We start from the raw sequence: 25712 nt of genomic DNA on the forward strand, positions 1-25712 counted from the left end.
CACGTGTGACAACCGGAGGGCAGAGATGTCTTCAGATGTGGCGCCCGGTGACCAGGGGACGTCCGGACTCGACCGGCGTACCGAGCTGAGGGACTTCCTGCGCTCCCGCAGAGCCCGGCTCAAGCCCGAGGACGTGAGCCTGCCCTCCTACGGCCGGCGGCGGGTCCCCGGACTGCGACGCGAGGAGCTGGCGCAGTTGGCGGGCGTCTCGTACGCGTACTACGCGCGCCTGGAGCAGGGGTACGGCGAAACCATGTCGGCCGAGGTGCTGGACGCCATCGCCCGCGCCCTTCGCCTGAACGAGGAGGAGCGGGAACATCTGGTACGGCTGGCCCAGCCCGAGCGGCAGAGCGAGACGCAGGCCTCGCCCCCGCCCCGGCGACTGCGGCCCAGCGTGCAGCACCTGCTCGACGCGCTAGGGGTGCCCGCCTACGTCGTCGACAGGGGCCTGAACATCGTGGCGTGGAACCGCCTCGCCACCGCTGTCTTCGGTGATTGGGGCCTGTTGCCACCCGAGGAACGCAATATTGCCCGCCTGGCCTTCCTCTCGTCCGAGGCGCGCAAGAGGTTCGCCGATCCGGACGGCACCGCTCCGAGGATCGCGAGAGTGTTGCGCATGAACGCCGGCAAGAGCCCCGGGGATCCGCACCTCTCCGCGCTGATCCAGGAGTTGTCGCACAAGAGCGAGGAGTTCCGGCAGCTGTGGGCGCGGCACGAGGTGAGCTGTGGGACCGTCGGCGAGACCGTACGGATGCGGCACCCGCTGGTGGGAGAGTTCGACCTCGTCCATGAGCCCATGGCGCTCCCCGGGGGCGCCCCCATGCGGCTGGTCACCTACCACGCCGAGCCCGGAACCCGCTCGGAGGAGGCCCTGCGGATGCTGGCCAGTTGGGAGGCGGAGCCGGTGCGCTGAGGGTGGGTCACGCCGGGGTCCTCTCTCCTCCGTAGGTGTCGATGAGCACATGGACCCTCATACGGCCAGGAGCTCGGACGGCGCCGGCGCCTCGTCCGCGGGGACGCGGCCATGGATCGGACCGGGGACGCGCGACAGGGGCAGGCCGGTGCCTCGGTTGGTGTGGGCGATGATCTCGGCGGTGATGGAGATCGCCGTCTCCTCGGCGGTGTGGGCGCCGAGGTCGAGCCCGATCGGTGAACGCAGGCGGGCGAGGTGCTCCGCGGGCACGCCTGCCTCGCGCAGCCGTTCCAGACGGTGTTCGTGGGTGCGGCGGGAGCCCATCGCGCCGACGTAGCCGACCGGGAGACCGAGGGCCGAGCGGAGCAGGGGGATGTCGAACTTGGCGTCGTGGGTGAGGACGCAGATCACCGTACGCGCGTCCACCTCGGCGCTCTCCAGGTAGCGGTGGGGCCAGTCGGCGACGACCTCGTCGGCGTGCGGGAAGCGCTCGGCGGTGGCGAAGACGGGGCGGGCGTCGCAGACGGTGACGCGGTAGCCGAGGAAGTGGCCCGCCTGGCTGAGGGCGGCGGCGAAGTCGACGGCGCCGAAGATCAGCATGCGGGGCTGCGGCGCCTGGGTGTGGACCAGGAGCGTCAGCTTCTCCGGGCAGGTGTCGGCGTCGCCGCCGACTTCGACGCGGGCGGTCCGGCCTGCCCGCAGCAGCGCGCGCACCCGGTCGGCCACCGTATGGTCCGTCCGCCGGCTGCCCAGTGTCCCGTCGTACGCGCTGCCGCCCCCGAGGACGGAGAGGGTGCGGCCGACGAGACGCGGCGGCCCGTCGACCACCTGTGCCACGGAGAGGGGCACACCGTCCGACGCCTGCTCCAGGGTGTTGGCGAGGTGGGGCTGGTCGGTGGGGTCGATCCGCTGGACCAGGACCGTCAGCTCGCCGCCGCAGGTCAGTCCCACGGCGAAGGCGTCGTCGTCGGAGTAGCCGAACGAGGCCCGTACCGGGGTCTCGTCCGATTCCAGCACCTGCTCGCACAGTTCGTAGACGGCCCCTTCCACGCATCCTCCGGAGATGCTGCCGACCGCGTTGCCGTCGGTGTCCACGGCCAGTGCGGTGCCGGGGGGCAGGGGTGCGCTGCCGCTCACCTCGATGACGGTGGCCAGGGCGAAGGGGCGGGCTTCGCGGCACCAGCGGTACAGCGTGTCCGCGATGTTCAGCATGGCTGGGACTCCTGTGAGGGTTGGGAACCCACCGCCGCGCCTACTGGGGGAGTGGGGGCGCGGCGGCGGGCCGTTCGGTGGGCGGCTCTCAGGACCCCGTACGGGTGGCCGGAGGGGCCCCTTCGGCCACCCTGGGGTCACATCAGGGCTTCGGCGGTGATGGGCAGTTCACGGACACGCTTTCCGGTGGCGTGGAAGACCGCGTTGGCGATGGCGGGCGCGACGCCGACCTTCACGATCTCGCCCAGGCCCTTGACGCCGATGGGGTCGGCGTGGAGGTCCTCCCCGTCCAGATAGATCGCCTTGAGGCCGGGGATGTCGGCGTTGACGGGTACGAGGTAGTCGGCGAGGTTGGCGTTGACGATCCGGCCGTCGCGGTGATCGGTGGCCGTGTGTTCCAGCAGGGCCTGCCCGATGCCGCCCACCATGGCGCCGAGGGCCTGGCTGTCGGCGAGCTTGGGGTTGATGATCCGTCCGACGTCGTAGACGCCGAGCATCCTGCGCATCCGCACCAGGCCGAGCCGCCGGTCGACGGCCACTTCGGCGAAGACCGCGCTGTAGGCGTACATGGAGAACCGGTCGTCCCCGGTCGGGGCGAAGGTCCCGGTCGCCTCGAGGTGGGTCCGGCCGTTGCGGGTCAGCAGCTGCCGGTAGGTCTCGCCGCGCGCGGTGTCGCCCTTCACGTGCAGCCGTCCGCCGCGGACCACGACCTCGTCGGCGTCGACGCCGTGCAGCGGTGAGCGCTCGTCGTCGACGGCCAGCTCGATCGCCTGCCGGCGCAGCTTGTCGCAGCCGTCCTGGACGGCGGACCCGACGCCGGCCATCGTCTGCGAGCCGCCGTGCGGCGGGGATGCCGGGAAGGTGGAGTCGCCGAGCTCGAAGCGGACCGCGCGCATCGTCAGGCCGAGGGCGTCGGCGGCGACCTGGGTCATCGAGGTGTAGGTGCCGGGGCCCATGTCGCTGGTCGACGCCTGGACGAGAGCCGTGCCGTCGGCATCCAGCCGGACGCGGGCGGCGGACTGCATGCGCAGGGTGTCGTAGACACCCCCGGCCATGCCCGTGCCGATCAGCCAGTCGCCGTCCCGCCGGGAGCGGGGCTTGGGGTTGCGCCTGTGCCAGCCGAACTCGCGGGCTCCGGCCCGCAGGCACTCGCGCAGCCGCCGGGTGGAGAACGGCAGCCCGTTGGAGGGGTCCTCCTGTGGTTCGTTGCGCAGCCGCAGCTCGATCGGGTCGATGCCGAGCTTGTGGGCGAGTTCGTCCAGGGTCGACTCGAGGGCGAAGGCGGCGCTGGACCAGCCGGGGCCCCGCATGAACGTCGGAGTGTTCACGTCCAGCGGGACGGTCCGGTACGTCTGGCGGACGTGGGGCGTGGCGTAGAACATCTGCCCCGGGGTCATCACGCCCTCGCCGTAGTTCTCGTACGAGGACGTCTCGCCCCGTATGTGGTGGACCGCGGCGGTCAGCCGTCCGCCCCGGGTGCTGCCCAGGCCCAGCCTGTACTCGTAGGCGGGCCGGTAGCCCACCCCGTAGTACAGCTGCTCGCGGGTCAGGGCCAGTTTGACCGGGCGGCGGATCTGGCGGGCGGCGAGGGCCGCGAGGGTGGTGTGCGGCCAGGTGCGCAGCGCGTTGCCGAACGCGCCGCCGACGAACGGCGAGATCACGCGGACGTCGCCCGCGGGGATGCCGAACACGGCGGCCAGTTCGTCCCGGGCGCCCAGCGTCCACTGGGTCTTGTCCCACACGGTGAGCTTCGCACCGTTCCAGCGGGCGATGGTGGCGTGCGGCTCCATCGCGTTGTGGTGGTTGCGGGCGAGCCGATAGGTGCTCTCCACCTTCACCTCGGCCGAGGCCAACGCCTCGTCGGGGTCGCCTCGCCTGTAGTTCTGCTGGGGCAGGGGGTCGTTCTCCCTGGCTTCGGGCGCCGCCATGTCGGTCGACGGCTGCTCGACGTCGTAGGAGATCTTCACCAGGTCTGCAGCGTGCTGGGCGACTTCCAGGGTGTGGGCGACGACCACGGCGACGGGCTGCCCGAAGAAGCGGACCTTGTCGTCCTGGAAGACGTGCAGCCGTTCCCCGACGAACGGGTCCAGCCAGGCGCCCGGGTTGTCGCGGTAGACCAGCGCGGGTTTGTCGAGGTGACTGATGACGCCGAGGACTCCGGGCTGGGCCTCCGCGGCGCGGGTGTCGATGCCGGTGACGCGGCCGTGCGCGATGGTGCTGTCCACGACGACGGCGTGCACGACACCGTCGATGTCGTGCTCGGCGGCGTACTTGGCCCGACCGGTCACCTTCAGCCGTCCGTCCACCCGGGACAGCGGCGCTCCGACGGCTGCCTGCGGCTGTCGGCTCACTTGCCACCTCCTACGACGCGCAGTTGGCGCTCGACGGTCCGTTTCAGCAACTCGACCTTGAAGCGGTTGTGCCGGAGGGGCCTGGCCCCGTCCGCCGCCCGCTCGGCGGCCCTGGTCCACAGAGCCTCGGACGGCCGCCGCCCGATGAGCGCCTGTTCGACGGCGGGCAGTTTCCACGGCACGGTGCCCACTCCCCCGGCAGCGACCCTGGCCTCGTGGATCACTCCGCCGCGGATGTACAGCGCGACGGCCGCCGAGGTGAGTGCGAACTCGTACGACTGCCGGTCGCGCACTTTCAGATAGCCCGACCTGAGCGGCCGTGGGAAGGACGGAATCTCGACCGCGGTGATCAACTCGCCTTTGCGCACGGCCTGTTCGTGGTTCGGGGTGCTGCCGGGCTTGTGCAGGAAGTCGGCGAAGGGCACGCTGCGCTCCCCCGCCGGACCGAGCAGATGCACCGTCGCCTCCAGCGCGGTGAACGCCACGGCGACGTCGGAGGGGTGGGTGGCCACGCAGTCGTCGGTGGTGCCGAGGATCGCGTGGGTGCGGTTGACACCGTGCAGGGCCGCGCAACCCGATCCCGGCTCACGCTTGTTGCAGGCAGCACTCACGTCGCGGAAGTAGGTGCAGCGGGTGCGCTGCATGATGTTGCCACCGATGGTCGCCATGTTGCGCAGCTGCGCCGACGCGCTCAGCTCCAGCGCCTGCGAGATCACCGGGTACAGCGCACGCACGCCCCGGTGGGCGGCGGCCTCGGACATCCGCACCAGCGCGCCGATGCGCAGGCCCCCGCGCCGGGTGACCATGATGTCGCGCAGCGGCAGACCGCTGATGTCGACGATCGTGCTCGGGCGTTCGACGGTCTCACGCATCAGGTCGACCAGAGTGGTGCCGCCGGCGATGTAGCGCCCGCCGGCGCGGCCCGCGTCGAGAGCCTGGCGGGTGGTCGCCACCTTCGTGAAGGAGAAGGGATACATCGGTCCTCACTTCCGGTCGGCGGTCTGCTCGACCGCCCGCACGATCTTCACGTAGCAGCCGCAGCGGCAGATGTTCCCGCTCATGAACTCCCGGATCTCCTCCGGTGAGCCGGCATGCCCCTCCTCGATGCAGCCGACGCCGGACATGATCTGGCCGGGGGTGCAGTAGCCGCACTGGAAGGCGTCCTGGTCGATGAACGCCTGCTGCAGCGGGTGCAGCCGTTCGCCCTTGGCCAGGCCCTCGATGGTGGTGACCTCGGCGCCGTCCAGCCGGACGGCGAGGGTCAGGCAGGAGTTGACCCGGCGGCCGTCGACCAGGACTGTGCAGGCGCCGCAGGCACCGGCGTTGCAGCCCTTCTTGGAACCGGTCAGGTCGAGGTGTTCGCGCAGCAGGTCCAGCAGCGAGGTGCGGTTGTCGACCGTGAGGGTGTGGCGCTTGCCGTTGACGGTCAGCGTCACGCGGCTGGTGGGTGCCGCCTTCGCGGCCGCCGCAGGCTCCGCCCCGAACACGGACGGCCCCGTGGCCAGGCCGCCCGCGACGACCGCACCGCCGACGACGGTGGTGGTCGCGATGAACGTACGCCGGGACGGGTCGGGTGAAGTGAGGGCGACAGACCCCTCGGGTGGGGCGACTGTCGACTCGGGCGGTTCGATGGGCATGATGACTCTCTCGGTCGGCGGAGGACGGGTGCCGGTATGCAAGGTGCCGCGGGCGGTTATGCGGCGGATTCCGTGTCGGGCTCGGGCCGCGCGAAACTGTCCGGGAAGCGGGCGGGCGGCGCGTACTGGGCGAAGAACGTCTTGGCGTGCGCCAGCGCGTCGGTGTCCTGCAGGACCTCACCCGGTGCGGTGCCGTTGCCGTGCAGGACGCCACCGAAGTGCATCCGCATGTAAGCGGCCAGGTTGTTGAGGGTGCCGACCAGCGGCTCGGCAACCCTGCTGGGGTCACCGGCGGAGGTGGTGACGGCCCACAGGGTGCGCCCGGCCATGGCCGCGCCGAAATCGACACCCGGGGCGTACAGCCAGGCCGTCCAGTGGTCGAGGTAACGCTTGGTGCGTGAGGGCAGCGAGAACCAGCAGACCGGTGAGGCGATGACGATGTCCGTCGCGGCGAGAGTGGCCTCGTAGAGTCGCACGAGGTTGCTGCCCTCCTCGGGCCACGTGGTGCGCCCCACGCCGTGCCGCAGATCGTCGTAGTCGGGCAGCGGGTGCTCGGCGAGCGAGATCCACTTCTGGTCGCAGTCGGCGGGCAGTCGCGCGGCCGCCCGGCGCGCGAGCAACTCGGTGTTCCCGTCGCGGCGGTGGCTGCCGAGGACGAAGAGGAAACGGCGGGACAAGAGGAACCTCCTTGGTGGGGGGCGTGGGCGACTGGTGGTGGGGACAGTCGCGCCGGGCGGCGCCGTGGCTGCCACGTTCCCGAGGCGGCGGTCGGGGCGGCATCTCGGGACACGTTCGTCGTAGCGGGCGACGCCGCCCGTCGGCTGGGGAGGAGTGCGGCGGCATGGGGATGGAGCACGATCGACAGCCGCCTCACCGGGCTGTCGGTGGGGTATGGCGTCCACTGTGCGGCACGCGGCGTGACCCAACGAGCAGACAGTTTTGGGACGACGCGGGTATGTACCACTGCCGTTGGTACGTCTGGCAGTAGCAGCCTGGGTGGCGTGACGGCCGGCCGGACCAACGAGCGCCGTCGGTGATGGTGTGCCGGAGGGGAGCCACGGCAGGGCTGCGAGGATGCCGGCGCGCTCGCGTTCTCCCTCGGGGGTCGCCGAGCCCTCGACCGGCGGGAACTCCTGCCCGGACCGTGCTTCCGCACCCGCGGCGTTCGCGAGCTGCGCCGGGCAGGCGCGCCGCGCGGGCGAAAGCCGTCCGTCGAGACGGTCCTCGCCCCCGCGGCCGACGCGAACAACTGCTCGTCGCGCTGCGTCTCAGCGGCACCGCGCGGGCGGTACTGCCGGAATGACGGACACCCGATCCGACTCCCAGAAGCTGTCGTCCGGCGGCGCGCACCGCGCACGGATGGAGGGAGCGCCTATATCGGCCACCCTTCGAAGAGGCGCAAAGGTGTGTTGAGAGCCTCATGGGGCATCCCTAGCCTCGTTCCACAACGGAACGGAGGCATATCTGTGGCCCGAACATGGCAGTTCCTGTCGACGGTGACCCTGGCGGGCGGTGCGCTGCTGGGCACCACCACGCCGGCCGGCGCGGCCGAGCCGGAACCTGAGGTCATCCCCATCGACCTCCTGTTGGCCGGCTCGTACACGGACGCGTCCCGCGAGGCCATCGCGATATGGAACAAGGCCGTCCCCACCATCAAGTTCGTCGAACAGGACACCCCGGCGGCGCTGCGGGTCATGGAGTACAAGACGGCCAAGGGCGTCCAATCGCATGTCAACATCAAGGGCGCGGGACGGGGTTGGGTGTACCTGGAGGTCGGGGACGCCCAGTTGTACAAGCCTTCTCGTATCGTCGTCCACGAACTGGGACACATCCTGTCCCTGCCGGATCTGGGGCCCGGCAGCCCGTGCTCCAAGGTGATGTCGGGAGGCTGGGCCGGCTCGGAGTGCACCAACGACCAGCCGGATGCCGCAGAGAAGACCGCTGTCAGGAACTTCTTCGCCATGTACGACGTCGGCGATAAGGTCCCGTGGTGGGGGTCGGGAGCCGCCGCCCGGTAGCAAGTGCCGCGTCGGACACCGTTCGCCCCGGCGATGTCATGGCTCAGACCCCTGAACGGCCGTATCAGCCAAGGTGCCGGGCGAAGAACCGCAGCGTGCTGTCTCTCTCGAAAGCCGGAACCTCACCGTGCTTGCCGGGGTTGGCGTGCAGCGTCTTCTCGGTGGAGGCGAATGCGTCGAACAGTGCCAGGCTCTGGGGCCGCGGCACTCGTTCGTCGTCCCACTGCATGAGGAACTCCACGGGAACGGTCGTCTGCGTGGCGGCCTCGGCCGAGACCTCAGCACCGCCCAGACCCAGCACCGCCGCCCGAACCCGGGGCTCGGCGGCAATGAGCGGGACGCCGATCACACAGCCCAGCGACAGACCCCAGTAGCCGACTGGGCCAGTACCGACATGGCTGAGTTTCTGGACCGCGCCGAGGACTGCCTGCCATTCCGGCACGATCTGGCGGACGACGAGTGCCTGGAAACTGGCGATCAGCGGGGCCAGCCCCTCACCGGCGTCAAGCCGGGCCTCGTACTCCGTCGCGATCCGGGTGAACTCCTCATGATTCGGGCGGTCACCGTGACTGGGCGCATCGACCGCCACCACGGCGAAACCGCACTCACCCACGAATCGGCGCGCACGATCCACCATGTCAGGGGCCTTCTTGTGCTGGCCGCCGCCATGCCCCATGGCGATCAGAGGGCGAGTCCTGCCGGCACCTCGTGGAGTCCACAGCACGCCAGGAATGTCACCGAGGAGGAAAGTCTGTTCGAAGACGCCGTCGGAAGACTCCTCAGAGGTGAAGCGCAAGGGCCACTGCCCCTCGTCGTCATTGATCGCCCGGACTCGCACACGTTCAGCCACGTGAGCATTGTGACTGCAGGACCGTCTACGCCGGCGCCATGTGCGTGGCCCAGGAGACACTCGACGCCGAGCTCAGCTCTCGCGACCACGGGCGCGGCAGCGCGCACGTCAGGACGCCCGCTGAACCACGGCCCCACGGCACCGGCTCCAGCGGGTTCATATCTGCTGGGGCCGTTCGGCTGCGCAGATCCGCCACTTCGCCCCTCTCCTCGTCGACCACTCCGCTGCGATTGCGGCAGTCACAGCACAGCCCCTCGCGATCACCCCCATGCGGCCGCCCGGCAGGGCCCGTCCCGTCTCGCGGCCCACCGTCGTGCCCTCGGCCCGGCATCCGCGGCGGGCGCGGACCGATGCCGCCACGGATACCTGCTGCGTCCGCAGTACACGGGAATGTCTGCGGACGGCCGACGACGCGAGGGCCGGGAAATGCGAGCGTGAGGGTGGGTCGTGATCAACGGCCCGGTCACCTGCATTCCCCTGGAAAGGCACACCCATGTCCTCTCTCGCCCGCTGGTGCCATGGGCACCGGCTCGCCGTCGTCCTGGTGTGGGTGGGCCTGTTGCTCGTCCTGGGCGCCGGGGTCGGTGCCGCCGGCAGCGCCTTCGGCAACAGCCCGATCTCCCAGGACACCGACTCGGCCCGGGCCACGGCCCTGTTGCGGCAGGCGTCCGACAGCGCCGCGGGCAAGAGCGGCCGGGTGGTCTGGCAGCTGAACGACGGCAAGGTCACCGAGCCGACGGCCGAGCAGGCGATGACCGCCACGCTGAAGGACATCGCCGACGCTCCGGGCGTCGCCGCGGTGACCAGCCCCTACACACCCGCGGGCAAGAGGCAGATCAGCGAGGACGGCAGGACGGCCTACGCGACGGTCGCCTTCGACGAGGACGTCTCGGACGCCCGGATCGAGCATGTGAAGGACCTGGCCACCGAACCGGGGACGGACAGCCTGCACATCGCCCTCAACGGGCAGGCGTTCACCGTCAACCCGGAGCCGAACGCCGTCGCCGACGCGATGGGCGTCATCCTGGCCTTCATCGTCCTGCTGTTCGTCTTCCGGGCGGTGTGGGTGGCGGCGCTGCCCATCATCACGGCCATCGTCGGCGTGGGTACGTCGGCGGTCACGGTCATCCTGCTCAGCCACGTCATCACCCTCTCCGACACCACGCTGACGCTCGGCTCACTGATCGGTCTGGGTGTGGGCATCGACTACGCCCTCTTCATCGTCAACCGGCACCGGGGCAACCTCATGTCCGGCATGAGTGTGGCCGACTCGGTCGCCAAGTCCCTCAACACCTCCGGCCGCGCCGTGGTGTTCGCCGGGCTCACCGTCGTCGTCGCACTGCTCGGCATGCTCACCCTGAACGTCGGCATCATCAACGGCATGGCGATCGGCGCCGCCGTCACCGTGGTACTGACCGTCCTGGCCGCCCTCACCCTGCTGCCGGCCATGCTCGGACTGATCGGTCCGCGCGTCCTCAGCCGCAGGGAGCGCGCGACGACGGCCGGACGGACGTGGACCCGTTCCGCGGGACGGGCCGGGGTGTGGAGCCGGTGGGCCGAGGGCGTCCAGGCCCGGCCCAGGACGCTGGGTCTCGTCGCCCTGACCGTACTGACGGCACTCGCGTTCCCGACCCTGTCCCTGCGGCTGGGCGCGTCCGACGACGGCAACCTGCCCACGACCTCGACGAACCGCCAGGCGTACGACATGATCGCGGACGGTTTCGGGCCCGGTTTCAACGGACCGCTCGTCCTGGCCGTCCAGGCCCCCACCTCCACCGACAAGGCAGCCGCGGCACAACTGGTCACCGCGCTCGGTGAGGTCGACGGGGTGGCCAGTGCCGGCGCCGCGCCCACGAAGGGCGGTCAGAGCGTCGGTGTGGTCTCCGTGGTCCCGACGACCTCCCCGCAGTCGGCGGCGACGTCCGACCTGATCCATCACCTGCGTGACGACGTGATCCCGCGCGCCGAGCGAGGCACGTCGATGAAGGTCTACGTCGGCGGTGTCACCGCGAGCAACGACGACTTCGCCTCGGTCCTGATGGGCAAGCTCCCCCTCTTCGTCCTGGTGATCGCCGCGCTCGGCTTCCTACTGCTGGCCGTCGCCTTCCGCAGCCTGCTCATTCCGGCGGTCGGCGCGCTGCTGAACATTCTCAGCATCGGCGTGGCCTTCGGCGCCATCGTGGTCGTCTTCCAGTACGGCTATGGCGCCGGGCTCCTGGGACTCGGGTCCGCCGGTCCGATCGAGTCGTTCGTACCGATCCTGGTCGTCGGCATCATGTTCGGTCTGTCCATGGACTACCAGGTCTTCCTGGTCAGCCGGATGCGTGAGGAGTGGGCCCACACCGGGGACAGCAATCGCGCGATCCGGGTCGGGCAGGCCGAGACCGGCAAGGTCATCGCCGTGGCCGCCACCATCATGGTCTGTGTCTTCGGCTCCTTCGTGTTCGGCGGCATGCGGGTGATCTCCGAGTTCGGGGTCAGTCTCGCGGTCGCGGTCGCCGCGGACGCCCTGCTGATCCGCATGATCGTCGTCCCCGCCCTCATGCACCTGTGCGGCAGGGCGAACTGGTGGCTGCCCCGACGGCTGGACAGGGCACTGCCGAACGTGTCCGTCGAAGGCCCCGCCGACGAGCCGGCCCCTCCGCGGCAGCCGGTGCGTGAACCGGAAGCCGCCGGTCTGGCCACCTGACCGACGACACCCCGTTGGACCGACGACACACGCGGGACCGGCACCGCACGCGGGCCGCGCCGCACGACAGACCGGCATCGCACGGCGGGCCGGCGGAGCGTGGGGCCCTCCCGCCTTCCGCCGGCCCGCGCTGCCTAGAGTGAGGGAATGGAACTGCCCATGGTGTGGCGACACTGGCTGTCTCGTCATGATCGGATCAAAGACGCGCTGCCCGCGGTTCCTCTGATCCTGATCGCCGCCGCGGCGACCGCCGTCGGAGACTCCGGCTGGCACGAGCCACGCTGGGACGAGGTGGTGTGGACGGCGCTGTCGTGCGTGCCGTTGGCCTTCCGCAGCCGCTGGCCCCTGGGGGTGGCCCTCTTCACCCTGGCGGGCGACCTCACGCTGATGGCCGTCGCTTCGCACATCTCGCCGACCCCGGCGGCGACCTTGGTCGCCCTGTACACGCTCGCCCTCCACTGCAGTCGACGCACCGCATGGATCGTCGGCTTCACCGCGGCCGTTGCGATCACGGGCGTCTACGCGGCCACGCACATGGAGTCCCTGGTGGGCGGAGCCGGCCTGCTGCGCCTCGACGCCGCGATCGCGGCCACGGCGATCGGCCGCGCCGTCCTCAGCCGCCGTCAGCACCTCGCAGCGGCCAGGGAGCGCGCGGAGCACGCCGAGCGCACGCGCGAGGAGGAGGCCCGGCGCCGGGTGGCCGAGGAGCGCGTACGCATCGCGCGCGACCTGCACGACGTGGTCGCCCACCACATCACCCTGGTCAACGCCCAGGCGGGGGTTGCCCATCACCTCATGCGCGCCAACCCGGAACAGGCCTACGAGGCACTGGCCCACATCAAGGACAACAGCCGGGCGGCGCTGGACGAACTGCGGGCCACCGTCGGGCTGTTGCGGCAGCATGACGACGCGCCCGGTTCTCGTGCGCCCATCCCCCGCCTCGCCGATCTCGACGCCCTCGTCAGCGGGTTCCGGACAAGTGGACTCTCCGTGCGGGTGACCCGTACCGGCGATCCGTCGCCTCTGGCGCCCGCGACCGAACTGACCGCCTACCGGATCGTCCAGGAAGCACTCACCAACACCCACAAGCACGCCTCCGCGACCCGGACCACGGTGGTTCTGGACCACGGAGTCCACTCACTCCGGGTCACCGTCACCGACGACGGGCCGCCGGGCGCGCCGAAGGGCGCGGGAACCGGCCATGGACTCATGGGAATGCACGAACGGGCCACCGCCATCGGCGGTACCGTGACGGCCGGGCCGCGGCCCGAAGGCGGCTTCCGGGTGGTCGCCGAACTGCCGCTCTCGCTCCCCACCCCTGTCTGACACTCCGTGAGAAAAGTTCATCCATGCCCATTCGCGTCCTGCTCGCCGACGACCAGGCCCTGCTCCGGGGCACGTTCCGCCTACTCATCGACGCCCAGCCCGACATGGAGGTCGTCGGGGAGGCCGCCAACGGGCGGGAAGCGGTGCGGCTGGCCCGGTCGGAGCGCGCCGAGGTCGTGGTGATGGACATCCGCATGCCCGAGGTCGACGGTATCGAGGCCACGCGGCTGATCGGTCAGGACGAGGACCTGGCCGGGGTCAAGGTCCTCGTCCTGACCACGTTCGAGGAGGACGAACTCGTCGTCGAGGCCCTGCGGGCAGGCGCCAGCGGCTTCCTCGGCAAGGGGGTCGAGCCGGCGCATCTGCTCGACGCGGTCCGGCTCGTGGCGGCCGGCGAGGCGCTGCTGTCCCCGGCCGCCACCAAGGGTCTCATCGCCCGTGTCCTGGCCGCTCCTTCCCCCGGCGACCTCGTCGACCCCCGGCGGCTGGCCACGCTGACTCCGCGGGAGCGGGAAGTGCTGACGCTGGTGGGATCCGGCCTGTCCAACGACGAGATCGCCGAACGCCTCTTCGTCACCCCGGTCACCGTCAAGACCCACGCCAACCGGGCGATGACCAAACTCGGCGCCCGCGACCGGGCGCAGCTGGTCGTCGTCGCCTACGAGACCGGTCTGGTGCGCGCGGGAGACCGACCGGGCTGAGTGACGCCGGGCGCGACGCCCACCCCCGTCGCTCGACCCGTGTCCGGGATGAGCGTCTCCCTGCTGCGGGCGGCGTCCGGAACCACGGCCTCTTGGTGAGGCCGGCCTCCCCAAGAGGCGGGGGAAGCGGTGTTCAGCGGGTTCATGCCGTCCACCAGGCGCTCGGGGGCCGGCCGTCTCGGCCGGACGGCCGGTTGCGCCTGCCGGGCGTCGGCCGCCGAGTCCGTCGGGACGCACCGCTTCCGTATCCTGCGGGGCAGAACCCCGAAATTCCATTGTTCCGCCGGACTCCGATCGCTGCAGGGTGGATCTTCCTCGGCCTGCTGTGGCTGCTGGACGCGTTCGCCGGCGGGGCGCCGGGCCACCGCTGGCCGACCTTGCTGACGATGGTGTCCGGCCCCGCTCGCCTGCCTGGCACCGTTGTGGACCGCCCGTCGGCCGAACGGGCGGGTACGTGCCCTGCTCGCCGCGGGTGGCTCGCTGGTACTCACGGCTGTGATTCGCCACATGGGCGAGCCCGGCGCGTCGCCGCGGGCGGCGGCGCTTCTGCGCCCAGCAGAAGATCGACGCCCGTAACCGGGTGGAGATCGCCGCCTGGGCCTGGGAACAGGGCGTGGGTCGCGAGCGACAGGCGCGGGCGACCCACGACACGACGGGTCACAGCGTGGCGCGCAGATGGCTGACGGTGACGAAGTGGTAGCCGCGGGCGCTCAGCGTCCGCAGGATCTCGGGGACGGCCGCGACCGAGGTGGGGTGGATGTCGTGCAGGAGCACGACATCGTTGGGCTGGGCCTTGTCGATGACGGTCCGGGCCACCCTGGCGGGGTCGCGGTACTTCCAGTCCTCGGTGTCGACGTCCCACAGCACCGGCGAGAGGGTCGTCACGGTCTTGACCGTGTGGTTGACGGCGCCGTAGGGCGGGCGGAAGAGGGTGGGCGCCTTGCCGGTGGCCGCCCTGATGGCGGCGCTGGTGCGGCTGAGCTGGGAGGCGACCTGGCGTGGGGTGAGCCTGGTGAGGTCGGGGTGGTTCCAGGAGTGGTTGCCGATCTCGTGACCGGCCCTGGCCTCGGCTCGGACGAGGTCGGGGTGGGCGGCGACGTTCTGGCCGACCGTGAAGAACGTGACGCGGGCCTTGTACCGGGCGAGGTGGGTCAGCAGGTTCGCGGTCTCGGGGGCGGCGGGTCCGTCGTCGAAGGTCAGGGCGATGCACGTGACCTTCCTGCAGTCGGTGTCGTCGTCGCCGGACGCGGTGTGGGTGGGGACGGCCGGGGCGGGCTCATGGGGCGCGCCGAGGTCGAGTGAGGGGCCGGGGCGCATGGTCTGCCGCTGGGCGCGCTCGCCGAAGCCGGACAGCCACGGGGTGATCGTCTCCCTGGGCAGGACCACCGAGATGCGACCGGCGGCCGGGACCCCCGCCTCACCGCGGTCGAAGGTCACCCGCAGCCCGCCGTCGGCGGTGAAGTCCATGTCGTCCAGAACGGAGATGCGGGAAGCAACGTCGGAGAACGTGTCGTCCAGGTCGGTGGCGTCCACGCCCTCCCGTCCTTCGAGCCGTTCCTTGAGTTCGGTGGTCAAGGCGTCCCGGGAACCTTCGGCGACGAGCCCGAGCGGTGTGCGGTGGGCGCCGGCCCTGCCGTCGTACCAGTAGACCGTGTCGGATCGTCCGTCCGTCACGGAGCTGTGGTCCTGGGTGGTGAGGCGGACGCCGAGCACGTCCCCGGAGGCCACCAGGAACTGGTGGCTGATGTTGAGCTCGCGGTTCTCCGCGCCGTCGGGGCCCGTCTCGCACGCCCCCGAGCGGAAGCTCGCCAGGCGCTGCTCCACGTCCTTCTTCATCGCGGCCGTCATCGCCTCCGCTCCCGGAACGTCCGGGTAGCTGGTGGAGAAGGGGCAGGAGCTGTTCTCGCTGCTGTCGCCCACCATCTCCAGGCCCTTGATCTTCGACGGGTCGACCGTGCGGACCGGGGCGGGTGACGAGCCGGGCCGGGCGCCGTCCGGTGCCGTGGCCGGAGACTCGGAGGTGCCGATCGCGCAGGCCGAGGTGAGCGAGCCGAGCAGCAGGAGGGCGGGGAACAGGGTGCGAGAACGCATGTGACCAGAACCTGAGGAGAGGGGACCTTCCGCGCGTCACGGACCGGACGCCGGGCGGCCGTCGCGTGGGAGGACGCGGACGGCCGTTGTGTTCCGATCGTGCTGGTCACGGGCGTTTTTCAGCGAGCCCCGGGTCGCTGTGAACAATTCCGTGGTCGGCTCCGGGCGCTCGTTCCTCTGTCGGTCAGTGCGTCGGCGGGCAGATCCGCCGGTACGGCGCGTCGGGGACGTACCTCTGCCACAGGGGCCGGGTCAGTCCGCCGCCCGCCCGTTCGCAGATGGCGCGGACGGCCGCTTCGGGGGCGATGCGGTGGCGTTGCAGCAGCACGTTCGGCCCGGCGGCGTAGAGCGTGCCGTCGTCCTGGCTGAAGGCGAGCGAGCGGATCTCGTCCCCCGGTGTGGGCAGGTCCCCGCCGAGGATCCGCTGGCCGGCGGTGTCCCACAGCCGGAGGGTGCCCTCCGAGCCCCCGACGGCGAGGGTGCGGCCGTCGGAGGAGAAGGCGAGCGCGCCCACGGCCTCGGTCGGGCCGCTCGGGACCGTGTCGGCGGTGCCGGTCAGGACGCCTGTGGTGCGCCGCAGGTCGCCGTCCCAGAGGGTCACGTGCCCGGTGGTGTCACCGACGGCGAGTCGGGTGCCGTCGGGTGTGAAGGCGAGCGCGGTGACCTGCCGGCCGTCGGCGAGTGCCCAGCCGGAGACCTTGCCGGTGGGGAGGTCGGCGTACATGTCGCCGGAGTCGACGAGAAGCCGTCCGTCCGGTCGCACGGCCGACGCCGGCCCGGACAGGCCGTGCAGGGTGCGGGACGTGCGGTGGGTTCGCGTGTCCCAGACCTCCGCCATGCTGCTGCCGCCCGCGGAGCGCGCGGCCAGCAGCATGCGCCCGGCGGGTCCCAGAGCGATCGAGGAGACGGGGCGGTCGGCCGCTCCGGAGGTGGTGAGGACCGTACGGACCGTGCGGTCCCGGACGTTCCACAGGGTGTAGCGCTGTCTCAGCGAGCCGCCCGAGGACGTGGTGTCGGCGACGGCGAGGGCGCGGCCGTCCGGGCTGAAGGCGAGAAGAGGTGTCTCGTCGCCGGTGGCGCTCGGCAGGGGGCCGAGCGTGCGCCGGACGGGGCCGGCGGGAGTGCCGGTGGAGCGCAGTTCGAGACGGTAGCCCTTGCCGGCGCGGGTGACGGTGGCGAGGGTGGTGCCGTCCGGGGCGAGGAGCGTGGCGTCGGCCGGGGGGTTCTGCCAGGTGGTGGTGAGGCGGTCGGTCAGGTCGAGGCTGCTGACGGTGGCGCGGTCCAGGTAGCGCAGGCTGCGGCGGCCGTGGTCCGGTACCCATGTCAGGGCACTGACCTCCGCGCCGGCCAGCGGCCGGTGGAAGACCAGCCCGCCGCCCGAGGCGAGCGCCCATACGGCGATCTCATGGTCGTCGGCCGTGGCGAGGAACTCCCCGTCGGGAGAGAGATCGGCCTGCGTGAAGCCGGTGGAGCCACCGCTGGTGAAGTCGGCGACGACCCGTCCACCCCGGACGTCCCAGACGGTCACCGCCGTGCCATGGACCGCGGCCAGCCGTCTGCCGTCCGGGCTGAGGCGCAGCAGGCGCTCCCCGCCGTCCGCTCCCGAGCCGGTGCCGCAGACGGTTCCGTCCGCCGTGGCCCAGTCGCCGGGCAGTCGCTTGCCGTGCGCGGTGTCCCACACCTGTGGCGGGCCGTCGGCGGGGCAGAACGCGGCCAGGTGTCCGCCGGGGCCGAGGGCGGCCGTGGTGAGGACGCGGGCGGCGTCGGTGGTGAAGAGGACGTGGCCGTCGTCCGTCCGGCGCACCTCCAGCCGGCCCGGGCGATCGAACGGCCGGGTGAGGTAGGCCTCGCCGTCGGGCGCGCTCGCAGCGAACTCCGTGTCGCCCAGATCGGCGGCGGACCTCCCCTCGGGGAGGTTCCACAGCATGTCGCTGTCGGCGGAGGTCAGCAGGAGGAACCGGGCGTCGGTGCCGGCGCCGTACGCCTCGGTGCCGGCCGGCAGGTGGTAGCTGCCGGTGCGGCGGTGCTCGGCCACGCTCCAGCTGGTGACATGGGAGCCGTCGACCCTGAGCAGGGTGCGGCCCTGGTCGGTGAGGAAGCGTCCGACGTCCCGTCCGGTCTGCGGATCGGTGAAGGCGTCCCGTTCCGGCTGCGCGAGCGCGCCCAGCAGGGCCGAGCGGGATTCGGTGAGCGGGGCGATCCGCCACGCGGCGGCGCCGAGCAGGGACGCGGTGCGGGGGTCGGTGGCGCGCAGGCTCTCGGCGACGGTGGCCAGGCGGCGGGCGGCGGCCTTGGCGGCCTCCTCCTCGCTGAGCCGGTCGCGCTGCCAGGCGACCAGTCCCGCGGTCAGCGCGAGGACGAGGAACACGCAGAGACCGACAGCGAGGGCACGGGTGCGCCGGGCGGCGCGCGTCCCGGCGTCCCGCTCGGTGTCACGGGCCGTGGCCGACGCGGTCAGAAAGGCCCGCTCCGGCCCGGTGAGGTCGTCGTCCTCCTCCGTCTTCCGCCGCGTGCCGAACAGCTCCTCGGCGCGGGCCAGCCGTGCCCCCCGGTACAGCGCGCCGGTGTCACGGTCCAGTTCCTCCCAGGCGCGGGCGGCCTCGCCGAGGCTCCGCTGGGTGCGCAGCCGCTCCCGGCTCTCCTCGATCCAGCCCGCGAGGCGCGGCCAGCCGGTGATCAGGGCCTCGTGGGCGAGTTCGACGGTGTCGCCGTCCAGCGTGACCAGGCGGGCAGCGGCAAGGCGCTCCAGGACGTCCGGCGCACCGGGGCCCAGCTCGGAGCGGGAGGCCGGGCGGCGGGTGTCGGCCGTGCGGTCGCCCGGGGCGATCAGCCGGAGCAGGATGCGCCGTGCCCTGCGGGCATGACCCTCGTCCAGGCCGCCGTAGACCTGCTCGGCGGTGGCGGCGATCGCTCCGCGGACACCTCCCGACTCCTCGTACCCGGCCAGCGTCAGCGTGCGGCCCCGTCGACGGCGCCAGGTCTCCAGCAGCGCGTGCGAGAGCATCGGCAGCGCCCCCGGCCGGTCTCCGGCCTCCTCGACGATCCGCGCGGTCAGCGCACGTTCCACGTTGAGCCCCGCCGTGCCGGCGGGGCCGGTGACGACCTCGCGGAGCTCGTCCGCGCTCATCGGCCCGACCAGCAGACTCGCGTGCCCGACCGCCTCCGCGAGCTCCCGGTGCTCGGCACAGTGGCCGTAGAAGTCGCCGCGCACCGCGACGACCACCCGCAGACGGCTCTCCGGCCGGCGCGCGACGAGCAGCGCGTCCAGGAAGCGGTCCCGTTCCTTCCGGTCGTGGCAGAGGGTGAACAGCTCCTCGAACTGGTCGACGATCACCCAGGTGTCCGACTCGCCGCCCTTCGGGACGAGCGCCTTCGCGTGGGTGTGCGCGGGCCGCTCGCCGGGGGTGAGGACCCGGATCACCGCCGGGCGTCCGTCGCCCTCGCCCTCCCGCAGCTGCGGGACGAGCCCGGCGCGCAGCAGCGAGGACTTGCCGCTGCCGGAGGGTCCGAACACCGCCGCGAACCGGTGTGCGCGGGCCAGGTCCAGCAGGTCCCCGATCAGGGCCTTCCGGCCGAAGAACAGGTCGCTGTCGGCCGGTTCGAAGCGGGCCAGACCTCGGAACGGCGCGCGCTCGTCGGCCGCGGGAGCACGCAGCTCGGTGTCCGCCTCCCGCCAGCGGGCCTCCCACTCCTCGGGGTCGGCGTCGAGTGCTTCCGCGTAGGCGCGCACCACCGCCGGGGTCGGCAGCTGGTCACCGGCCGCTGCCTGCGACAGCGCGGTCGTGGAGTAGCCGGCCCGCCGCGCCATCTCCCGGTACGGCGGCTTTCCGGCCTTCTCCCTCAGCAGGCGCAGCTCGTGCGCGAGGCGCTGCACCGGACCGGCGTCGGGGTCAACCGGCTTCTCGCGACGACCCACCAGGTGACACCCTTCGAACCTCAAACACAAGAGCGGGCGCTCAACTTACGTTTTTCGCCCGTCCGGCAGCAATCCCGTCCCACTCGATGAGTCCCAGGACACATCGGGCTCAGGGCACCAGCTCGATGACGTCGTACGACACTCCGGGGCTGAGGAAGGCGGTGCCGCCGGAGCCACTGACGATGTCGATCGTCAGCTCCTGGTAGGCGTCCGCCGACCTCACCCAGGCGCTCGCCGGGATCGCGTAGCTGTAGGTGTGGTTGTTGCCACGGTAGGAGCCGACGGTGAGCGAGCGGGTCGTGGGTTCAGCGGCGGGGGCGGGCACGGCCGAGACCCAGTCGTTGACCGTGATCCGGGGCCTGCCCTTGGCGAACGCGGTGGTGATCCCGATGTTGAGTGTGTGGCCGGAGGCCAGCTGGTCCCGCGTCAGCCGGAAACGGATCTTCCGTCTGTTGTTGATGTCCGCCCACTGGTAGCAGGGGAAGTCCGCCGGGGACGAGGAGCCCACGGTGTGGACGCCGGGGGCCCATGGTCTGGCCCGGGCGTCGGAGGGGTGCATCGTGGTCATCAGGGAGGCGTTGCGGAAGCCGCGCGGTGTGCCGGTCCAGTCGCCGACGCGCCAGATCGCGGGCCGCCGTCCCGGGTCCGCGGTGATCCTCATCGTGTGCAGGGCCGTCGTCCTCCCGGCCGTGACGGTGACGGACGCCGTGTGCACGGCGAGTTCGTCCTTGTAGACGGTGAGCTTGTACGTGCCCGGCAGCATGGAGGGCGACTGGAAACGGCCGGTGGCCGGGTCGGTCTTCGCCCAGTACTGGGCGTCGGAGGCGGCGAATCCGACGGTGTACACCGTGCCCTCGTCGCGACCACTGATACCGACACCGGCGACCCGCCCGCGACCGCCGCGGCCGACCCAGCCGACCAGGCCCAGACCGTCCACCCACGAGGTGTCGATGACGTCGTGGCTCAGGGACCGGGCAGGCGCGCCACCGTCGGTGAAGGCGAGGACGTACGGACCCTGGAGGCCGAAGCGCATCGGCTCCGTCTGGTTCTCGCCGTAGTAGAGGATCTCGTACAGGCCGGCGCCGTCCTCGTAGTGGTGACGCATGAGCGAGCGGTAGAACGGTCCGCCGGACGCCTTCTCGTGATTGCTGCGGACCATCCACATACCGACCTTGCCGTCGCTCCAGCCGACGTGGCTGTAGTCGATGACGCGCTGGTTGGAGTAGTGCTTGGAGCGGGTGTTGCCCTTCGGTTCGCGGCGGATGTCCTGCGCCTCGATCAGGGTGTCCGTGCGCGCGTCCCAGGAATCGGGCGCGTCGTTGGGGAACAGGCCGGGCCTGACGCGGACGATGTAGCGGGTGGCGGTGATGGAGGCGTCCGCCTTGTTCGTCCACATGTAGACGTTGTTCTCGCCGCGGCGGGCGGCGTAGTAGTGGTGCATCGTGCCGTGGACGACGGTGACCAGGACGGTGTCGGCGGCCTTGCGGATGCTCACCGACGAGGCGCCCAGACCGGTTTCGACGTGTGAGTTCCGGTTGCCGTAGCCCTGGTACTCGGTGCCCCGGTAGACCAGGGAGGTCAGGTCGCCGTTGCGGCGGTCGATCTTGAGGACCAGGCCGGCGCCGGTGTCGATGACGTAGGCCCGCCCGTCGTCGCGGTATCCGAAGGTGCCGCCGGCAGCGTCGGCGGTGGCGAGCAGCGGGCCGGAGACCGCGGCGCCACCGCCGAGGACGAGTCCGCCGGCGGCGGTTCTGAGCAGGACATCGCGGCGGGTCATACGCCGGCGGCGGTGTGCGGGCATGGTGGTTCCGTTCGTGTGCGAGGAGCTGGTCGAGCGGTGGTGCGTGCGGCGGTGGTGGCCGGGCCACCACCGCCGGGGTGCCGCCTGTTACCGGGCGGTGCGGTAGGCGTTGCGGATCGTGCCGTCGTAGGTGTTCCCGGCGGTGTCGACGAGCGCTGTCCTCAGGGAGACGGTGCCGGGCTTCTTCGGGTTGGTAAGGGTGAGGTAAGGCTTGCCGTCGGCGATGCCGTGCACGGTGACCGACTTCCAGGTCCGTCCGCGGTCGTACGACACCTTCACCGTCAGCGACTTCAGGTGCCCCTTGGCCGCTGCCGGGCCCTGCAGCGACAGCGGGACGGTGATGCGGGCGCCCGCTCGGGCCGTGCCGGTCAGGCTCAGTTTCGGGTGGAACCGGACGACGGACAGCGGCCAGACGACGACCCGGGTCTCGGGCGTGTTCGCCGACGTGAACGTCCACACGCCCTCGACGTGGTCACTGATCCGGTAGCCCTTGCTGCGGTCGGCGGTGATCGACAGCTTGTAGCGAGCCGTCGTGGCCCGCAGGTTGGAGTACACGTGGGGGCACGTGTCCCCCGTGAAGTCGCCTATGACCTTGCTGCCGGAGGTGAGCCGGGTCCGTATCTGGACCTGCCGGGAGTAGGAGAAGTCGCCGGCCCCGTCCGAGAACATCGGCACGCACACCGTGTAGCTGCGGCCGATCCGCAGACCGCCCACGAGCTGCGTGGGGGTCACGATCGGGCCCTGGACGCCGCTGTCCAGGGTGACGCGGTAGGTACGGTCCGGCTCGAAACGGCGCGGGGTGGCGAAGGCGACCAGGCCCTCGCCGTCCGTACCGTTCTGCGTCCGTGCGCCGAGGATCCAGCGCAGCCGGTGGTCGGTGGACAGGTACTGCACGACCGACGCGGTGGGTGCCGCGCGCCGCGGCCCTTCGAGGAGCGACGTCGCCCGGTCCAGAGCCGGCCAGCCCGGTGTGCTCCACGTGGTGCTCGGCGCGGTCGTCGCCCCGGACAGGGCGGTGGCGACGGAGGTGTTCACCCGGGACATGCCGCGTGTGGAGGCGTAGGTACGGGTCAGGCCGTCGAAGAAACCGCCGGTACGGGTGGTGATCAGGTGGTACGCGGGTGAGGTCGCGGTGCGCTGCCAGACACCGCCGACCTGCGCGATGAAGGAGCCCGCGGGAGCGCTCGGGCCGACCTGGGCGAGGAAGGTGCCCTTGGTGTCGAGGCCGGTGGCGACGGAGAGGTCGTAGGCCGGCTTGCCGCCGCGGGCGGCGAACACGACCTGTCCGTCGCGCAGGGTGGCCCGGCGGTCCGGAGCGGTCACCTTCACCGGCTTGGCCTTGCGCCCGTCGAGGGCGACGGTGGTGTCGTGGTCGAGCATGATGTGGGGGGCGACCAGCTGGGCGGTGCGGTCGGCGGGGTCGGTGGCCAGGGCGTTGACGGCGTAGCGCCCCCTGGGCAGCCGCAGGGTGACCGTGCCGTTGCGTGCCTTGCCGTCGTCGTAGGGGGCGAACTGCCTGCCCGTGTCCAGGCCGGCCACCAGGGCATCGGGCTCGTTGTCGCGCTTGCCGTCCCGGCGGGTGGTGACCAGAGTCAGCGTGTGGGTCTCGACCTCCCGGTCGAGCGCGAGTGCGGTGCGCACGCGCTGCCCGTCACCGGTCGCGGTGACGACGCCGGAGTAGACGCCGTCGGCGTCGCCGATTCGGGTGTCGGCCGTGATCGTCGCGTTCGCGGTGCCGCCCGGCGGGACGGTCAGCCGGGCGGGCGACACGATGACCATGCCGGTCGGTGCGGGCTTGCCGTCAGGGCCGCTCACGGTGACGACCAGATCCAGGGTGACCGGGTGGGTGCCGTCGTTGCGATAGCCGACCGTCCGGGTGACCGGGGTGTCGTCGTCGTGCGGCCACGGGTTCGCAGCGCCGAAGTCGACCGAGGTCGGCTCGCCGGCGACGGTGGCGTCGAGCGCCCTGGTCAGGTCGACCCGGCCGGTGCCGACGTCGTGGGCGGTGACGCCGCTCAGCGTCTTCGCCGAGGCGGTGAGAGCGGACTTGAGCCGCTCGCCGGTCCAGCCGGGATGCTGCTGCGCGAGGATGGCGGCGGCACCGGCCGTGTGCGGGGTGGCCATGGAGGTGCCGGACATCGACACGTACCCGGGTGCCTCGTCGTTGCCCTCGGAGCCGTGGGCGGCCTTCGCGGCGATGATGTCGACGCCGGGCCCGGCGATGTCCGGCTTCAGGCGACCGTCGGCGGTGGGGCCGCGGCTGGACCAGGAGGCGAGCTTGTCGTCACGGTCGACGGCTCCCACCGTCAGGGCCGCGGCGGCCGACCCGGGTGAGCCGAGCGTGCTGTCCGAGGGGCCCGAGTTGCCGGCGGCGATCACGAACAGGGTGCGGGAGGAGGCCGACAGGTCGTCGACGGCCTTCTCCAGGGGGTCGACGCCCGGCATGTCGGCGTCACCGAGGCTCATGTTCACGACCCTGGCGCCCTGCGCCACGGCCCACTGCATACCGGCGATGATGTCCGAGTCCTCGCCGAAGCCCGTGTCGTCCAGGACCTTCCCGACGAGCAGTTCCGCCCCGGGCGCCACGCCTTTGTACTTCCCGCCGCTTTTCGCGCCGGAGCCGGCGATGGTGGACGCGACATGGGTGCCATGGCCCTGCCTGTCGTCGGCGGAGCCGGAGCCGGTGAAGTCCTTGGCCCTGGCGATCCTGCCCTTCAGGTCCGGGTGGGTGGCGTCGACGCCGGTGTCCAGGACGGCGACCTTGACGCCCCGGCCGTCGTAGCCCGCCTTCCAGGCCGCCGGGGCACCGATCTGGGCGGCCCCTCCGCGCGGGTCCGGGGCGGCGTCCCGCGCGCTGGTCCTGACCCGGCCGTCCAGCCACACCCGGCCGATACCGGGGGCGGTGGTCGCGGCGGTACGGCTGCCCGCGGAGTCGGTCAGCGCCTGCCACACCTTCTCCGCGTCCGACTTGTCCGCGGTCAGTGCATCGCCCCGGATGGCCTGCAGCCGGTGCGTGACATCCGCCTCGGCCGCCGAGAGGGCATCCCTGGCGCCCTGCTGCGCACGGCTGGAGCCCTGGTAGGAGACGATCAGCGGGACCCGCCGCCGATGTGCGTCGTCGTAGCCGTCCTCGACCAGTTGCGTGACGTCGAACAGGCGGCGGTCCAGCCTGCCACTGCCCAGCAGTCTCGTCGCGTCGCGCGGAACGACGTAGGTGTGCCCGGCGAACCGCCGTACCGAGTACCCGATCCCGTCACGGCCCGTGCCCGGCCGCACCTCGACCACCCGGCCACCGCGGTCCAGGGCCACGGTGTCACCGGTCAGCAGCGTCACGTGCGCGCTGGGCCTGTCGGGGCCGCCCGGAGGGCCGGCGGGCGGGTCGGCCGGAGCGGAGGGTGCCGCGAAAGCGCCTGTCACGGTCGCGGTGAGGCCGGCCAGGACGAGCGCGGAGACCAGGCCGAACACCGTTCCGCCCTGTCCGCGCCTTCGCCTTCTCGTCCGCTGGTGTTCGCTCTGCAAAGGAAGGTCCCTTCCCCGTGGTCGGTACGTGGTCCGTACGACGTCGCGTACGCGAGGCGAGAGGCGGCCCCGAGCCGCCGGGGGGGACGGGGACTCGGGGCCGCCTGCCAAGGAGCCGAGGGCACGGGGGCGTGCCATCGGCCGACACCGACTCTGCAGGGTCGGGAAGTTGTTCAGCAGGCCCTGACCAGCACTGAAAAATACGGAGGCGGCCTGACGTTCCGATCGCCGCCAGGGCCCTTCTGGCGGATCTCCGTGGGAGAAGGAGCGGTGTTCGGTGCGTGCTCTCGGCGTGCCGGGCGGAAGACCTCGTACTGGACGTACGTGGGGCTTTCGCCCGGTGCGGCGAGAGGGCGTGCCGGGCGTCGCGACGCCGCGGAGATCCGTCAGAAGGGCCCTAGGCGCGTTCGAACGTCCAGGTGTGCTGGAGTCGTCGGCCTCGACGACGGTGACCGGGACGGACAGGTCCTTGCCGTCGCCGTCCTTCGCGAGGCACGCCACCTCGGTGCCGGCCACCGCCTTGAGGTCGGGGCACTTCACGATGTCCGTGTCGGCGCCGATCCACGGCAGCGGACTGTACTTCGACGCGGTGCGGCCGGTGACGGCTCTCCCGCTGAGCGCCTTCTGGCCGTCCAGTCACCGTCGTGGACTCGTCGAGCCTGTTGATCGACTCCGTACCGCTCATCGC

The 25712-nt window shown here is 71.7% G+C and carries 15 protein-coding genes; 5 read left to right on the top strand and 10 right to left on the bottom strand.

What is annotated here, in order from left to right; translation table 11 throughout:
• The first annotated feature begins 25 nt into the window (after nucleotides 1-25).
• The gene (locus tag ACFU5F_RS03280; protein WP_383881181.1) at nucleotides 26-913 is read left to right on the top strand and encodes a helix-turn-helix domain-containing protein; all 888 of its coding nucleotides are present in this window, start codon (nucleotides 26-28) and stop codon (nucleotides 911-913) included.
• Between the two features lie 57 nt (nucleotides 914-970).
• Here ACFU5F_RS03280 and ACFU5F_RS03285 read toward each other — a convergent pair whose 3' ends face one another.
• The 5 genes from ACFU5F_RS03285 to ACFU5F_RS03305 form a co-directional block, all read right to left on the bottom strand.
• Nucleotides 971-2125: an XdhC family protein gene (locus ACFU5F_RS03285; protein WP_383881184.1), complete on the bottom strand. Its 1155-nt coding sequence runs from the start codon at nucleotides 2123-2125 to the stop codon at nucleotides 971-973.
• A 137-nt stretch (nucleotides 2126-2262) separates the two neighbouring features.
• Nucleotides 2263-4476, bottom strand: a complete 2214-nt coding sequence (locus ACFU5F_RS03290; RefSeq protein WP_383881187.1) for a xanthine dehydrogenase family protein molybdopterin-binding subunit — start codon at nucleotides 4474-4476, stop codon at nucleotides 2263-2265.
• A complete protein-coding gene (locus tag ACFU5F_RS03295; protein ID WP_383881189.1) occupies nucleotides 4473-5453 on the bottom strand; it encodes an FAD binding domain-containing protein in 981 nt (326 codons plus the stop codon). Before ACFU5F_RS03295 ends, ACFU5F_RS03290 begins: the two co-directional genes overlap by 4 nt.
• A gap of 6 nt (nucleotides 5454-5459) precedes the next feature.
• Nucleotides 5460-6113 (bottom strand): (2Fe-2S)-binding protein, encoded by a 654-nt coding sequence (locus ACFU5F_RS03300; protein ID WP_383881192.1) that lies wholly within the window; start codon nucleotides 6111-6113, stop codon nucleotides 5460-5462.
• A gap of 56 nt (nucleotides 6114-6169) precedes the next feature.
• Entirely contained in the window at nucleotides 6170-6790 is a 621-nt protein-coding gene (locus tag ACFU5F_RS03305) for a flavodoxin family protein (RefSeq protein WP_383881195.1), read from the bottom strand.
• A gap of 789 nt (nucleotides 6791-7579) precedes the next feature.
• On the opposite strand from ACFU5F_RS03305, the gene ACFU5F_RS03310 reads away from it, so the two are divergent.
• The gene (locus ACFU5F_RS03310; protein ID WP_383881198.1) at nucleotides 7580-8131 is read left to right on the top strand and encodes a snapalysin family zinc-dependent metalloprotease; all 552 of its coding nucleotides are present in this window, start codon (nucleotides 7580-7582) and stop codon (nucleotides 8129-8131) included.
• A 64-nt stretch (nucleotides 8132-8195) separates the two neighbouring features.
• On the opposite strand, the gene ACFU5F_RS03315 is transcribed toward ACFU5F_RS03310, so the two are convergent.
• Nucleotides 8196-8927 carry a dienelactone hydrolase family protein gene (locus ACFU5F_RS03315; RefSeq protein WP_383881582.1) on the bottom strand — a complete coding sequence of 244 codons (732 nt, stop codon included), beginning with the start codon at nucleotides 8925-8927 and terminating at the stop codon, nucleotides 8196-8198.
• Nucleotides 8928-9474: 547 nt separating this feature from the next.
• Between ACFU5F_RS03315 and ACFU5F_RS03320 the strand changes: the two genes are divergently transcribed.
• From ACFU5F_RS03320 to ACFU5F_RS03330, 3 genes are all read left to right on the top strand, one after another.
• The gene (locus ACFU5F_RS03320; protein WP_383881201.1) at nucleotides 9475-11670 is read left to right on the top strand and encodes an MMPL family transporter; all 2196 of its coding nucleotides are present in this window, start codon (nucleotides 9475-9477) and stop codon (nucleotides 11668-11670) included.
• Between the two features lie 147 nt (nucleotides 11671-11817).
• The gene (locus ACFU5F_RS03325; protein WP_383881204.1) at nucleotides 11818-12996 is read left to right on the top strand and encodes a sensor histidine kinase; all 1179 of its coding nucleotides are present in this window, start codon (nucleotides 11818-11820) and stop codon (nucleotides 12994-12996) included.
• 23 nt (nucleotides 12997-13019) lie between these two features.
• Nucleotides 13020-13697, top strand: a complete 678-nt coding sequence (locus ACFU5F_RS03330; RefSeq protein ID WP_383881207.1) for a response regulator — start codon at nucleotides 13020-13022, stop codon at nucleotides 13695-13697.
• Nucleotides 13698-14354: 657 nt separating this feature from the next.
• Here ACFU5F_RS03330 and ACFU5F_RS03335 read toward each other — a convergent pair.
• From ACFU5F_RS03335 to ACFU5F_RS03350, 4 genes are all read right to left on the bottom strand, one after another.
• A complete protein-coding gene (locus ACFU5F_RS03335) occupies nucleotides 14355-15788 on the bottom strand; it encodes a polysaccharide deacetylase family protein (protein ID WP_383881209.1) in 1434 nt (477 codons plus the stop codon).
• A gap of 184 nt (nucleotides 15789-15972) precedes the next feature.
• Nucleotides 15973-19704, bottom strand: a complete 3732-nt coding sequence (locus tag ACFU5F_RS03340) for a helix-turn-helix domain-containing protein (protein WP_383881212.1) — start codon at nucleotides 19702-19704, stop codon at nucleotides 15973-15975.
• 109 nt (nucleotides 19705-19813) lie between these two features.
• Nucleotides 19814-21505, bottom strand: a complete 1692-nt coding sequence (locus tag ACFU5F_RS03345) for a rhamnogalacturonan lyase B N-terminal domain-containing protein (protein WP_383881215.1) — start codon at nucleotides 21503-21505, stop codon at nucleotides 19814-19816.
• Nucleotides 21506-21592: 87 nt separating this feature from the next.
• Nucleotides 21593-24970 carry a S8 family serine peptidase gene (locus ACFU5F_RS03350; protein ID WP_383881218.1) on the bottom strand — a complete coding sequence of 1126 codons (3378 nt, stop codon included), beginning with the start codon at nucleotides 24968-24970 and terminating at the stop codon, nucleotides 21593-21595.
• Nucleotides 24971-25712 lie beyond the last annotated feature (742 nt).

Source organism: Streptomyces sp. NPDC057438 (genome assembly GCF_042802995.1).
GTDB lineage: Bacteria > Actinomycetota > Actinomycetes > Streptomycetales > Streptomycetaceae > Streptomyces.

Bases quoted from the DNA above. Each gene is read 5' to 3' on its own strand.
- ACFU5F_RS03325 (WP_383881204.1), top strand. From the start codon at position 11,818: ATGGAACTGCCCATGGTGTGGCGACACTGGCTGTCTCGTCATGATCGG.
- ACFU5F_RS03320 (WP_383881201.1), top strand. From the start codon at position 9,475: ATGTCCTCTCTCGCCCGCTGGTGCCATGGGCACCGGCTCGCCGTCGTC.
- ACFU5F_RS03280 (WP_383881181.1), top strand. From the start codon at position 26: ATGTCTTCAGATGTGGCGCCCGGTGACCAGGGGACGTCCGGACTCGAC.
- ACFU5F_RS03330 (WP_383881207.1), top strand. From the start codon at position 13,020: ATGCCCATTCGCGTCCTGCTCGCCGACGACCAGGCCCTGCTCCGGGGC.
- ACFU5F_RS03345 (WP_383881215.1), bottom strand. From the start codon at position 21,505: ATGCCCGCACACCGCCGCCGGCGTATGACCCGCCGCGATGTCCTGCTC.
- ACFU5F_RS03285 (WP_383881184.1), bottom strand. From the start codon at position 2,125: ATGCTGAACATCGCGGACACGCTGTACCGCTGGTGCCGCGAAGCCCGC.
- ACFU5F_RS03335 (WP_383881209.1), bottom strand. From the start codon at position 15,788: ATGCGTTCTCGCACCCTGTTCCCCGCCCTCCTGCTGCTCGGCTCGCTC.
- ACFU5F_RS03300 (WP_383881192.1), bottom strand. From the start codon at position 6,113: ATGCCCATCGAACCGCCCGAGTCGACAGTCGCCCCACCCGAGGGGTCT.
- ACFU5F_RS03295 (WP_383881189.1), bottom strand. From the start codon at position 5,453: ATGTATCCCTTCTCCTTCACGAAGGTGGCGACCACCCGCCAGGCTCTC.